Genomic DNA, 13,219 nt, shown 5'->3' with positions numbered 1-13,219 from the left:
TTCCAGCGGCGTCGCATTACCGGACAACACGTTCATCGGCACCGCCACCAACATGTAGAGCAGGCCGAGCTGCGGCATCGACCGCGCCACCGTTCCCAGGAACAAGCCGATCGAGGTGGCAAAGAACAAATAGAGGACGGCGCCGACCATGAACAGCGGAATCGAACCGGCGATCGGGATGCCGAGCAGCAGCCGCACGACCAAGTAGAGCGACGCGCCGGCCGCCAACGCAATCAGCAGTCCATTCGCCCATATCTTCGACATCGCGATCTCGAACGGGCTCAGAGGCATCACCATCAGATGATCCATCGTGCCGTGTTCGCGTTCTCGAACCAGGGCGGCGCCGGCCATGATAATCGCCAGAAGCGTAACGCTGGAAATGATCCCCATGACGCTCGTGAACCAGGCGGTCGCGACATTCGGATTGAATGCAATTCTGATCGCCAGGTTCACGGGCGCCTGCGGCGCAGTTTCCGCGTGGGACACGAACTGGGCGATTTCGGTATTGATGATCTCGCCGGCATAGCCCGAACCAAGTCCGGCCTGAACCATCGCGGTCGCGTCAACCTGGAGCTGGATTTGTGGTTGGCGCCCGCTCAGAACGTCGCGCTGAAAGTTCGGCGGGATATCCAGCACGAAAGTGAAAGTTCCCACATTCATCAGATGTTCGACGTCGCCCAGCGCCAGCGCGACGGGCGGTTTGAAGTAAGGCAACAGAAATGCGTGACCGATCCGCCTCGATAACTCGGACTGATCCTCGTCCACGATTCCGATCGAGGCGTGATATAGTTCCTGCGAGTTGCTTTGCGCCTGGCTGATGACAGCTAGCGAAAATGAATAGATCACGAAGCCGAGCAGTACCCAGTCACTCAGCGCGCTGCGCAGTTCTTTGGTGCCGAGCCAGAAGATATTGCTGAGGGTTCGCATCGAACTCTAACGCTCCTGCTTGCGAAGCAACAACAGGCTGATGGTTGTCAGCGCCGGAACGAACACGATCAGCATCAGAATGCTCGATCCGAGGTCGGCAAATCCGAGACCCTTGGTAAAGGCGCCGACGCTGATCGGGCGGTAGTAGCTCATCGGAAAGCAGAGCCCGATCAATTGAGCCATGCCCGACAGCGAGGACACCGGCGTCATCATGCCTGAAAACTGCTGCGCGGGCAGAATGGTGAGAATGGCGGTCCCGAACAGCGCCGCGATCTGCGAGCGGCAAAATGTCGAGATCAGCATGCCATAGCCGGTGGTCGTGAAAACATAGATCGCGGAGCCGATGGCAAGCGCCAGAAAGCTGCCCTTCAAGGGGACCTGGAACAGGAAGACCGCCATCAAGAGCATCACGACGAAGTTGATCAGGGCGACGGCGACGTAGGGAAGCTGCTTGCCCAGCAGAAATTCGAGCCGCGTCACCGGAGTGACGTAGAGATTGATAATCGATCCAAGTTCCTTTTCGCGGACCACCGCAAGCGCCATCAGGATGGCGGGAAACAACGCAAGCATCATCGCCAGCGTCGACGGCACCATCGCAAAGACGCTGTCGAAATCCTGGTTATATTTGAAACGCACTTCGACGCCGGCCGCCGGCGGCGGCATCGGCTGCGTCGTCTTGATGACCGGATCGCTCAAATAGAGCTGATGTATGCCCTGCAAATAGCCGCGTATGGTCTCCGCGCGAAACGGCATCGCGCCATCGATCCAGGCCGATACCCAGACCGGGCCGCCTTTCTTGAGGTTCACGCCAAAGTTCGGCGGGATCTCGATGCTTGCATCGATATCGGCATTCTTGAGACGCCGATCGAGGTCGCCATAATTGGTGATCGGCCGTTTTTCGACGAAATACGGCGATCCACGCAGTTCTTCCAGATAGGCGCGGCTTTCCGGCGTTTGGTCGCGGTCGAGAACGGCGAAGCTGAGATTATTGACGTCCGTCGAGATACCGAGGCCGAAAACCAGCATCAACAGCGCGGTGCCGAACAGGGCGAAGCCGAGCCGGATGCGATCGCGCAGCAGCTCAAGGCTTTCCCGAATGGTGTAGGCGAACAACCTTTGCGGGCTGAAAAGCGGATCACGCCGCGATTCCAACGCGGGTCTCGCCGCAGGCGCTTCAGCCGGCGTTCGGTCGATCGGCGTTGCTTCAATCGGCTCTTCCCGTTCGAGAAAGCGGATGAAGGCTTCTTCGAGCGTCGAGGCGGCCTTTGACTTGATCAGGCCTTCAGGAGTGTCGGTCGCAAGCACGCGCCCGTTGTGCATGAGGGAGAGACGGTCACAACGCGCCGCCTCGTTCATGAAATGCGTCGACACGAAGATGGTGATGCCCTGATTTCGCGACAGGTCGATCAGCAGCGCCCAGAACTGATCGCGTGCCATGGGATCGACCCCCGACGTCGGCTCGTCGAGAATCAGCAATTCCGGTTTGTGAACGACGGCAACGGCCAGCGATAGACGCTGCCGGATGCCAAGGGGAAGCTCGGAAGCGAGCTGGTCCATGTTGTCGGCGAGGTCGCATTTCTCGACCAGCTCCGCGATCCGCTCATCGGCAAAGCCGCGCGGCAGTTGAAAGAGGCGCGCATGCAAAGAGAGGTTTTCGCGAACCGTCAGTTCGCCGTAGAGCGAGAAGGATTGAGACATGTAGCCAACCCGGCGTCGGGCCGCGAGACCGCCGGCCTGCATCGCCTGGCCGAAGATCAGCGCCTCGCCCCCCGAAGGCGGCAACAGGCCCGTCAGCATCTTCATCGTCGTTGTCTTGCCCGAGCCGTTCGAGCCGACAAAGCCAAAGATCTCGCCGCGCCGAATTGAGAAGTTCACCTGATCCACCGCCGTAAAGTCGCCGAAACGGCACGTCAGCTGTTTGGCGACGATGACGGGCTCGGCAGCAGAATCGAGCAGCGGGGTAGTCGCCGCGGGGGTGCTGCTCTGACGCTTCGGCAGAAGGGCGACGAAAGCTTCTTCGATCGAACCGGTTCCGGTCTTGGCCTTGAGCTCCGACGGCGAGCCGCTGGCCAGAATCCTGCCGTCGTTCATGCCGATCAGCCAATCGAAGCGCTCGGCTTCCTCCATGTAGGCGGTTGCAACGATCACGCTCATTCCGGCGCGCCGACGGCGCAAGCGGTCGATGAGGTCCCAGAATTGCCGACGCGACAGCGGATCGACGCCTGTCGTGGGCTCGTCGAGGATCAAGAGGTCCGGATCGTGAATCAGCGAACAGCACAGCCCGAGCTTCTGTCGCATCCCGCCCGACAGCTTCTTGGCGGGCCGATCCGCGAACGGTGCAAGCCCCGTGCTTTGCAGAAGCTCTTCAATCCGCCAGGCGCGTTGATCCCTGGATTGCGAGAACAGTCTGGAGAAAAACTCGATGTTCTCCTTCACGCTCAGATCGGGATAGAGATTCTTGCCGAGTCCTTGCGGCATGTAGGCGATGCGCGGACAGACCGAGGCCCGGGCCGCGGCGCTGGCAATGTCCACACCCAGAACCTGCGCCTCGCCTTGCTGGATCTGCCGCGCGCCCGCCAGAATGGCGAGCAGGGACGATTTGCCGACGCCGTCGGGTCCGATCAATCCGACCAACCGGCCGGCGGGCAAGGAGATACAGACCTGGTCGAGTGCCGTCACCGAGCCGTAAAGATGGGACAGATCGGAGACGATGGCGACCGCAGTGTCGCCATCGTTCATGGCTTGCCCTGCAGGTTGTCAGGCCATTTGATCGCCGCGTCCCAGCGAACATAGCCGACGCCGGGCAATCCGCTTCGGATTGCATCGGCATGCGCGGCGAGCCGCTCCGGATCGATGCGTAGCCGGATGCGAAACATCAATTTGTCACGCTCGGTCTTGGTTTCGACCGTCTTCGGCGTGAACTGGGCCTGGCTTGCGACAAAGGACACCTTCGCCGGGATCGGATGATCCGGATAGGCGTCGAGAACAATTCTGCTGTCTGCGCCAACCTTGACCTTGCCCGCCTCGAGCGTTGGCAGATAGATGTCCATGTAGACGTAGGACAGATCCAGCATCGTGAAGACCTTGCCGCCCGCCGGGATAACTTCGCCGATATTGGCGAGGCGATATTGAATCCGTCCAGGCTTGGGTGCGGTCAGGGTGTTGTCGTTGATTTGCACCCGGTAGAAACCCGCGTCGTGCTCGGCGGCTTCGAGCGCATGCTGTAAAAGCAGAAGTCTGGCATTTGCCGCATTGAAACTGGCCGTCGCGCTGTCAAGCTGTTGCTGACGCTGATCGGCCGTTTCCTGCGTGGCCCAACCGTTCTTGAGCAGCGTCCGGGTGCGATCCATTTCCTGCTCTGCCAGCTTTCGCTGCGTTTCCTGCTGGTTGAGATTCGCCTGCGCCTCGTCGACCGCGCGCCGCGCCTGCCGAATCTGCGCCTCCGACTTCGAAAGCGACTGCTGGAGGTCGCTGGTATCCATACGCGCCAAAACCTGCCCCGGTCCCACCATGTCGCCGATATCGGCCATGAGCTCTGCCACCCGGCCGGCAAGCTTGGTATCGATATCGATCTGATCCGCTTCGATCCGGCCGTTGCCGAGGCTGATGCCGACCGGAAGCGGAGGATGGGCCATCTTCCAGAGGAAGTACCCTGTGCCGCCGGCGCCCGATAGCAAGACAAGCAGCACGACCCAGATCCGCCGCGACCAGCTTCGCCTTTTTTGGATGACGGCAAGATGCTGCGAAGTCAGCGGCGCCAGCGGCGGCGACTCCTGCGGCTTGAGCGCCTTGGCTGCCAACTCATCGGAAACTTGCATGTTCGGTGCCTGGATTGCATTGATTGTTTCGAGATTGCATCGCACCATGTTTTCACGGTTTGACTTGGCTCAATTTCGCGTGCCGTTCCCTTAAGAATCCGAGGCAAGGACGCGCGTTGATCTTGCTCAACTGCCGCTTGGGCTGGCTTGGTATGAAAGTCGAATGACGCACCGAACGCTACAATTGACATTCGCGATCGTGTTGTTCGGAAGTGCTGCGGGTTTTACGCAAGACGCGGAACTCGGAAAGCGTCTGACCGAGCGATGGTGTGCCGATTGCCATGCCGGCAGTGGGCACTCGGCGAAAGCCAGGCAAGTGATTCCGTTCGAGGCGATCGCCGCTAAACCAGGCGTCAACGCCGAACTGATCGCCAACTTCCTGATGCTTCCGCATTCGGCGATGCCAAATCTGCCGATCAGGCGAAGCGAAGCGGAGGACATCGCAGCTTTCATCATGCAGATGAAGAAATGACCACTGCAAAGCCTCGAGCGCAATGCTCTCGTCTCAGGTGATCGCGCGGTTGTGCTCTGCGACTTTTATTGCTTGCCCTGTGGCGTAAACAGCTGATCTCCAAACGGCTGCTGCCCGGTCGGAACGCGGATCACGACGAATGGCCGTGCCATCGAAGCGTGACAGCCGTTGCAGTCTGCGGTGAGTTCCGAATACGCTTTCGAGAATTGCTTGCCGTCCTTTGCCGCGATCGCCTCATCGAGGGAATGAAGCGGCTTTGCCATCGTTGTCACGTTGCTGACCGGGATGCCGGCATAGAACATCGCCGCATCCACCAGACCTGCCTCGAGCTGGCGCGCTTCGAACTTGGCGAGCTCCCAATTGGCGGCTTTGCCCGCATACCAGATTTTGATGTGACGGGCCTGTATTGTGCCCATGATGTCAGCAAGGTGCGGCACATGATCTTCAGGCAACGCGAACGATGCGGGTGCCAAGGTAAGTGGGACTGAAAGGCCAGCGGCCACTAACGTGCTTATCAGGATTCGTTTGGCTCCCATGCTGCTCATCCGGGTCCGTATTTCGCTGTTGGTGCGGATACGATAAATCGACGGCAAATATCCGGTTTGAGCTACGTCAATCGCAGGCGGGCTGTTTCATTGGCTGCACGCGCCTTTATCCTGCGGGCGCGCAGATCCGATAGCCGACCCCGAAAAGCAGTGCGCGATTCGCGCGGGCCGTGGGGCGAGGAAATCTTAAAACGCCGTTAAGTCCGGCTTTCGGATTTCTTCACGGCTCCGTTAACCGCTGCTTTGCGATTGTGGGCGAAAATCGCCTGCACAAGAATCAGCCAGCTTGTTGCACTCGTTTCGCCCAGCGGCCTGCCCAGGGCCGCGGGGGTCGCGCTGGCGCGCGCGGGATCTTACGATGTCCAGATTGTCCATTCGCTTCAAGATACTGACGGTTTTGACCGTCCTGGTTCTGTCGCTCGCCGGCGTTGGCGTGACGGCGATCACCACGATGCAGAACATCAACGCCCATACGGTCGAAATCTCGCAGAACTGGCTGCCCAGTGTCCGCGCCCTTGGCTCGCTGCGGGCCGACATCAACGAGCTGCGCGTCGCGCTTCGTCTGCACCTGATGCAGGACACGGCCGAGGGCAAGGACAGCGCCGAGAAGCGGATCGCTTCGCTGCTCGAGCGCATCGACCACACCCGCAAGGCCTATGAGCCCCTGATCAACTCGACTGAACAGCGCGCGCTCCACGACCAATGGGGCAAGGGATGGTCGGAATACATGGCCGGCGTGCAGGACGTCATGAACCTGTCGCGCAAGGCGGTCGGCCACTTCCCGGCCGACGCCAACGAGCTGCTGCAGACCAAGGTCGCGAAGATGGCGCAGGCGGCCGATCCGATTTTGCTCAAGGAGATTGAGCTCAATAATCAGGGAGCCGAGGCCGAGACGAGGAAAGCGGCTGATAGCTACAACACCATTTTTCGCGTGCTGGTCGGCATCATCGTCACCGCGGTGCTGTTGGCCGTTGCGGCCGCATACTACCTGATCCAGGACGTCTCACGCGGCATCGCCTCGATCATTCGGCCGATGCAGGCGCTCGGGAAGGGCGAACTTACGGCCGAGGTCCCGCATCGCGGCGAGCGGACCGAGATCGGTTCGATGGCCGATGCGTTGCAGATCTTCAAGCAAGCGCTGATCGAGAAGAAGGCTGCCGACGAGGCGGCGGCGCACGAAGCCGAGATCAAGGTCGAGCGGGCCCGCCGGGTCGACCAGATCACGCGCAACTTCGAGGTTATGATCGGCGAGGTCGTCGAAACCGTCTCGTCGGCCTCCATCGAGCTCGAAGCGTCCGCAACTTCGCTGAGCGGCACCGCACAACGCGGCCAGGAGCTTGCGACGGTGGTTGCCGCCGCATCCGAGGAAGCCTCGACCAACGTGCAGTCGGTCGCCTCGGCGACCGAGGAATTGTCGTCGTCGATCACGGAGATCTCCAGGCAGGTGCAGGAATCGGCGCGGATGGCCGCCGAGGCGGTCCAGCAGGCGTCGCGCACCAATGAGCGCGTCAACGAGCTGTCGCGCGCCGCCTCCCGCATCGGCGATGTCGTCGAGCTGATCAACAGCATTGCCGGGCAGACCAATCTCTTGGCGTTGAACGCCACGATCGAGGCGGCGCGTGCCGGCGAGGCCGGCCGCGGTTTCGCGGTGGTGGCCTCGGAAGTCAAGGCGCTGGCCGAGCAGACCGCGAAGGCAACCGGCGAGATCGGGGCGCAGGTGTCGGGCATCCAGACCGCGACGCATGAATCGGTCGGAGCGATCCAGGAAATCGGTAGCGCCATCGAACGGCTCTCGGAAGTGTCTTCGGCGATTGCGGCAGCGGTCGAACAGCAGGGCGCCGCCACTCAGGAAATCTCGCGCAACGTCCAGCAGGCCTCGATCGGAACGCAGGAAGTCTCCTCCAACATCACCGACGTGCAGCGTGGCGCGGTCGACACCGGCTCGGCTTCGGGCGAGGTGCTCTCCGCCGCCAAGTCGCTGGCCGCCGACAGCACGCGGCTGAAGGTCGAGGTTGCCCAGTTCCTGGAGGCGGTGCGCGCGGCCTGAGTAAGCGGCGTGCCCGCGTCGTTTCCGACGCAGTGCGCGGTTCGCCGCGCGCGTCAGCCCGCCGCGGTGAACCACGGCACCAGCGTTGAGATGCGGGGCATCGCCTGCGCCACGATCGTGCTGCGGGCAATATCGGCAATGCGAGGCGCCAGCGACGACAGATCGCCGCGCCGCGTCACCAGCAGCAGTTCGCGGGAGAAGCCGGGGCCGGGCAGCGGCAGCACGGCGACATTGGCCGCGTGAGCTATTCCCTGCAGCAGGCAGAGCGGCGTGGTGATCGCCACGCCCATTCCAATCGAGACCATCGCGATCAGGCTGTCGGAGGTGTCGAACTCGAAGGCGCGCGGCGCACGAACGCCTAAGCGATTAAGGTGCCGCTCGACCTGGGCGCCCACGTAAGAGCGCTCGCTATGGCGCACCAGACGGCAGCGTTCGAGAATTGTTTCGAGCTCCAATTCGCCGAGTTCGGCGGCGAGGTGGCGCGGCGCGACCAGGAGATAGGGCTCGCGGTAGAACGGAAACCGTTCGACGTCGTCGAGGTCCTCCATCGCATCGCAGGTGATCGCCGCGTCGATGGTGTGACGCACCAGAGCTTCTGCGTGCGAGCCCGCCAGGCCCGACCAGGCGGTGAGGCTGAGCGCCATCGCGCCGGTCGCGAGTTCCTTGACGAGATAGGCGCCGACCGTGCCGGCATAGGAATCGACGAGGCCAAGCCGCAGGTCGACCCGTTCCGGCAGGGCTGCCGCCGCGCGCAGCGCATCGAGCAGGTTGCCGAAGTCGCGATTGATGTCATGGAAGCGGTTGGCAAGGATGCGGCCGGCCCGCGTCGCCTTGAGCGGCCGGCGGCTCCGGTCTACCAGCGTAACGCCGGTTGCGGCTTCGGCCCGGCGCACCGCCTGCGACACCGCCGATTGGGTGATGCCGTAGCGCTGCGAGGCTTCCAGCATGCTGCCGGTCTCGGCGACCGCCGCCACGATCTGCAAGCTTCGGAGATCCAGTTGATCACCCATTTGGCCCCTAACTTAAGCGCAGCTTACGCTGAACATTAATTTTACTTCAGAGTGGACAAAAACCTTGTCGAATTTGCCACTTTTGGTCAATTCGAATCCATGTCCATTGATTGAGCGGAGCCGCCTTCCATGACCGACAAAGCCGATTTCGTCGTGGTCGGGCTTGGCGCCATGGGCAGCGCCACCCTTTATCAATTGGCCAAGCGCGGCGTCGATGTCATCGGATTGGACCGTTTTGCGCCCCCGCACCGGATGGGGTCGAGCCATGGCGAAACCCGGATCACGCGGCAAGCGGTCGGCGAGGGCGGCAACTATGCGCCGCTGGTTCTCAATTCACACCGGATCTGGCGCGAGCTCGAAGCCGAGACCGGCGAGAAGCTCTTGAATGCGTGCGGCGTGCTGGTCATGGGGCCGGGCTCGGGCCAAACCTCGCATCACGGCAAGCCGGACTTTGTCATTCGTTCGATCGAAGTGGCCAAAGAGTTCGGCATCGCCCACGAGGTGATCGATGGCGCCGAGGTCGGCCGTCGCTTTCCGCAATTCCTCGGCCTTTCCGGGACCGAGAAGGCCTACTTCGAACCCGGCGGCGGCTACGTCTTTCCGGAACGCTGCGTCTCGGCGCAATTGAGCCGCGCCGCGCAGTTGGGCGCGCAAATCCGAACCGGCGTCGAGGTTCTTTCCATCACCGACGATGGCATGGTTCGCCTCGAAACCTCCGGCGGCGCGATCGAGGCCAAGCAGGCGGTGATCACGGCCGGGAGCTGGACGGCGCCGCTCTTGGGCGCGCCGTTCGATTCCCTGCTGACCGTCAGCCGCCAGGTTCTTCACTGGTACGAGCTCGACGATCTCGCGGCCTATGGACCCCAGTCGCCGGCCTTCATCTGGATGCATGGCGCAACCGATGTCGATTATTTCTACGGTTTTCCGCCGCTGCCCGGCGAGCGCAGCATCAAGATCGCGACCGAGCAATATGAGACGCGGACCACCGCGGACACCGTCAATCGCGAGGTCGAGCGATCGGAGTCGGAAGAGATGTATCGCAAGCACCTCAAGGGGCGGCTTGCGGGCGCCACCGCCCGCGTCAGCCAGGCGGCCGCTTGTCTTTACACGACCACGCCCGATCGGGGTTTCATCATCGATCGTCACCCGCATCTTGACCACCTGTTCGTGGTTTCGGCATGCTCGGGCCACGGCTTCAAGCACTCGGCCGGTATCGGCTACGCCGTTGCCGAACGGTTGACCGGCGGCCGCAACCAGATCGACCTGTCCGGCTTTTCGGTCGCGCGGTTCGAATAGTTCGACATCAAGAGGCGAGGTCCCATGCGAGAGTTTATCCGCCTTCCGATCATCGGCATCGCACTCGTTCTGCCTTTCGTCCTCGGGCTCGCCGCTGCCGAGGCCGCCGACGGGATCGACGCCATCAAGCAGCGGGGAACGCTGATCGTCGGCGTCAAGGCCGACTACAAGCCGTTCGGCTTCCGCGATCCGCAAGGCAATATTGTCGGGCTCGAGCCGGATCTTGCCGGCGACGTCGCCAAACGGCTCGGCGTCAAGCTCGAGCTCGTTCCCGTCGTCGCCTCCAATCGCATCGAGTTCCTGCAACAGGGCAAGATTGACGTGCTGATCGCCACCATGTCGGACAAGCCGGAGCGACGCCGCGTCGTCCAGGCGATCGAGCCGCTTTATTATGCCGACTACGTCAACATCCTGCTCAACAAGAAGGCCGGCATCAAGGATTGGAGCGAGCTGAAAGGCAAGGCGGTCTGCGCCACCTCCGGCGCCTGGTACAACAAGGACGTGGCGCGGCAGTATGGCCCGGAGATCGTCTCGTTCGACGGATCGGAAAAACCGCTCTATGCCATGAAGCAGGGCAACTGCATCGGCTATCTCTACGACCAGACCTTCCTGCAGGGCAAGCTGCTCGACGACGAATGGAAGAACGACTACGCGCTGCCGCTCAAGGGCATCCTTGAAGCGCCCTGGATGATCGCGGTCGCGCTCGGCAATACCAGCCTGCAGACCATGCTCGAGGACACCACCAAGGACTGGATGAAGACCGGCTTCATCGTCGACGAGGAGAAGAAGTGGGGCGTCCAGCCGACCGAATACTCGCAGGCGATGCACGAGAAATATAAAGGCGCCAAGTAGAACAGGGCCGCGGGGGACGTGAGTGCGGCGATGGACGCGATTCCGGAATGGTTCAGGCACCTCTACGAATCGACCGGGCTGAACTTCACGGTCTTCTATGACGCTTACGACTGGGATCGCTACCTCAATGGCGTGAAGATGACGCTGCTGCTCAGCGTCACCACCATCATCTTGAGCCTTGTACTTGGCGCCGTGGGCGCGCTGATCCAGAGCGGTCCGTCGCGGCTGTTGCGCAGCCTCGTCAACGGTTTCGTCGTGGTCTTTCGCAACACGCCGCCGCTGGTTCAGCTGTTCTTCTTCTATTTCGGGCTCGGCACCATGCTGCCGGCGACCGAGACCGCGGGCGGCATGCGCGAACCGCTGCTCAACAACGTGCAGTGGGCGATCATTTCGCTGTCGCTGTTTGCGGCCGCCTTCAACGTCGAAATCTTTCGGTCGGGCATCGAGGCGGTGCCGAGGACGACGATCGAGGCGGCCGAGGCGCTGGGCTACACGCGCTTCAAGGCCTATCGCCATATCGTTCTGCCGCTCGCGATCCGTGTCTGCCTGCCGGCGTTGAACAATAACCTTGTCAATCTCTTGAAGACGACGACGCTGGCCTACGCGATCGCGGTGCCCGAAACGCTTTATGCGCTCAAGCAGATCTGGTCGGAATCGCAGAACGTGCTGGAGATGATGATCCTGCTGCTCGCCACCTATGGCGTGCTGGTCGGCATATTGGTCTGGCTGATGCAGCGCTGGGAACGGGCGATGTACATTCCAGGGTATCACCGATGACGGTGCGCGAGTTCGAGCGCGATCGCATGCCGGTGCTGCTGCCGTTCAATCTCCGCCCGCAGCCGCTACAGTTCCGGCCGCGCGTCGTCGCCTCTGCCTTGCTGTGCGCGAGCCTGTGTCTGTTCGTCTCGGCGGCGTCGGCGCAAGGCGGCAAGACTGCGCTGCCGGCCATCGAGGTGATCGCGAAGTGGGCACCGCTGCTGCTCACGGGGTTTGGTTTCAATATTCTGATCTCGGCGCTTTCGATGCTGCTGGGAACGATCGCCGGGCTTGGCCTCGGCCTCGGGCTGTTGTCCGAGTTCTTCGCGATCCGGCAAGCGAGTTGGCTGGTGACGCAGGTGTTCCGGAACGCGCCCTGGCTCGTGCTGTTGTTTTTTGTGATGTTTCTGGTGCCGTTCCAGGTCACGTTGTTTGGCCTGCGCATTCCGTTGCCCGATTGGATCAAGGCGACGGGGGGCTTTGCCCTTCCGGTGATGGCCAATGTCGCGGAGGTGGTGCGCGGGGCGGTCCGCTCGGTGCCTTCGACGCAATGGGAAGCGGCCGATTCGCTGGCCTTCACCCGGCGCCAGATCATGTGGCGCATCATCCTGCCGCAATGCATCAAGCGAATGCTGCCGCCCTGGATGAACATCTACTGCATCGTCGCGATGTCGACGGTGCTGGCCTCGATCGTCGGCGTATCCGAGATGCTGACCCTCACCGCGCAGGTGCATGCGGCCGAGGGCGGCCGCCCCGAACTGTTCGCGCCGCTCTACGGCTTCGCGCTGCTCTGCTTTTTTCTCTATTGTTATCCGATCAATCTGTGGACCGCTTACCTCGAGCGGCGCTTCCAAACCGGTTGAGGTTTGACCACTCATGACATCAGCCTGGACCGCGGACCAACCGATCGTGACCTGCACCGACGTGTGCAAATCATATGGCACGTTCGAAGTGCTCAAGGGCATCACCTTCTCCGTCCGCAAGGGCGAGGTGGTCTGCATTATCGGTCCCTCGGGCTCGGGAAAGTCGACGCTGATCCGCTGCATCAACGCGCTGATCCCCATCACCTCGGGCAGCATTCAGGTCGAGGGCATCGATGTCGGCGATCCCAGGCTCGACAAGCTGGCGCTGCGGCGCAAGGTCGGAATGGTGTTTCAGCAATACAACCTGTTTCCGCACAAGACCGCGCTCGAGAACGTCATGATGGCCCCGATCCATGTGCTCCGTCAGGAGCGCAAGGCGGTCGAGGAGCGGGCCAGGGGGTTGCTCGCCAAGGTGCGCCTCGCCGGCAAGGAGAACAGCTATCCCGGCGAGTTGTCCGGCGGCCAGCAGCAACGCGTCGCCATCGCCCGCTCGCTCGCCATGCGGCCGGACGTAATGCTGTTCGACGAAGTCACCGCGGCGCTCGATCCGGAGACGGTCAAGGAGGTGCTGGTGACGATCCGCGAACTGGCGGAAGAAGGCATGACATGCATGCTGGTCACCCACGAAATGGG

12 protein-coding genes are annotated in these 13,219 nt (G+C 62.0%); 7 read left to right on the top strand and 5 right to left on the bottom strand.

The annotated features are described in order from the left end of the window. The 3 genes from VFL62_RS26560 to VFL62_RS26550 all read right to left on the bottom strand — a co-directional run. The coding region (locus VFL62_RS26560) for an ABC transporter permease (RefSeq protein ID WP_325175368.1) at positions 1-927 on the bottom strand (927 nt) is incomplete at its 3' end. Between the two features lie 6 nt (positions 928-933). Further along, on the bottom strand, positions 934-3,666 hold the full coding sequence (rbbA, locus tag VFL62_RS26555) for a ribosome-associated ATPase/putative transporter RbbA (protein ID WP_325175367.1): 2,733 nt from the start codon (positions 3,664-3,666) through the stop codon (positions 934-936). Continuing rightward, complete coding sequence (locus VFL62_RS26550; protein WP_325175366.1) at positions 3,663-4,745, bottom strand: HlyD family secretion protein; 1,083 nt, start codon at positions 4,743-4,745, stop codon at positions 3,663-3,665. Before VFL62_RS26550 ends, rbbA begins: the two co-directional genes overlap by 4 nt. A gap of 163 nt (positions 4,746-4,908) precedes the next feature. On the opposite strand from VFL62_RS26550, the gene VFL62_RS26545 reads away from it, so the two are divergent. After that, positions 4,909-5,217, top strand: a complete 309-nt coding sequence (locus VFL62_RS26545; RefSeq protein ID WP_325175365.1) for a cytochrome c — start codon at positions 4,909-4,911, stop codon at positions 5,215-5,217. Positions 5,218-5,282: 65 nt separating this feature from the next. Here VFL62_RS26545 and VFL62_RS26540 read toward each other — a convergent pair whose 3' ends face one another. Next, positions 5,283-5,753 (bottom strand): hypothetical protein, encoded by a 471-nt coding sequence (locus VFL62_RS26540; protein ID WP_325175364.1) that lies wholly within the window; start codon positions 5,751-5,753, stop codon positions 5,283-5,285. 367 nt (positions 5,754-6,120) lie between these two features. Between VFL62_RS26540 and VFL62_RS26535 the strand changes: the two genes are divergently transcribed. After that, positions 6,121-7,809: a methyl-accepting chemotaxis protein gene (locus VFL62_RS26535; protein ID WP_325175363.1), complete on the top strand. Its 1,689-nt coding sequence runs from the start codon at positions 6,121-6,123 to the stop codon at positions 7,807-7,809. A gap of 53 nt (positions 7,810-7,862) precedes the next feature. Here VFL62_RS26535 and VFL62_RS26530 read toward each other — a convergent pair whose 3' ends face one another. After that, complete coding sequence (locus VFL62_RS26530) at positions 7,863-8,819, bottom strand: LysR family transcriptional regulator (RefSeq protein ID WP_325175362.1); 957 nt, start codon at positions 8,817-8,819, stop codon at positions 7,863-7,865. Between the two features lie 129 nt (positions 8,820-8,948). Here VFL62_RS26530 and solA point away from each other — a divergent pair, with 129 nt between their 5' ends. The 5 genes from solA to VFL62_RS26505 all read left to right on the top strand — a co-directional run. Further along, entirely contained in the window at positions 8,949-10,115 is a 1,167-nt protein-coding gene (gene solA, locus VFL62_RS26525; RefSeq protein WP_325175361.1) for an N-methyl-L-tryptophan oxidase, read from the top strand. A 24-nt stretch (positions 10,116-10,139) separates the two neighbouring features. Beyond that, on the top strand, positions 10,140-10,967 hold the full coding sequence (locus tag VFL62_RS26520; protein ID WP_325175360.1) for a transporter substrate-binding domain-containing protein: 828 nt from the start codon (positions 10,140-10,142) through the stop codon (positions 10,965-10,967). 30 nt (positions 10,968-10,997) lie between these two features. Continuing rightward, a complete protein-coding gene (locus tag VFL62_RS26515) occupies positions 10,998-11,744 on the top strand; it encodes an amino acid ABC transporter permease (RefSeq protein WP_325175359.1) in 747 nt (248 codons plus the stop codon). Further along, complete coding sequence (locus VFL62_RS26510; RefSeq protein ID WP_325175358.1) at positions 11,741-12,586, top strand: ABC transporter permease subunit; 846 nt, start codon at positions 11,741-11,743, stop codon at positions 12,584-12,586. The genes VFL62_RS26515 and VFL62_RS26510 overlap by 4 nt, the downstream gene beginning before the upstream one ends. 13 nt (positions 12,587-12,599) lie before the next feature. Beyond that, a partial coding sequence (locus VFL62_RS26505; protein ID WP_325175357.1) for an amino acid ABC transporter ATP-binding protein occupies positions 12,600-13,219 on the top strand: 620 nt, incomplete at its 3' end.

This window comes from Bradyrhizobium sp. (genome assembly GCF_035701725.1).
In the GTDB taxonomy this organism is placed as follows: Bacteria; Pseudomonadota; Alphaproteobacteria; order Rhizobiales; family Xanthobacteraceae; genus Bradyrhizobium.
Note: the sequence above shows the minus strand (reverse complement) of the source record. Positions and strands in the feature narration are given on the sequence as shown.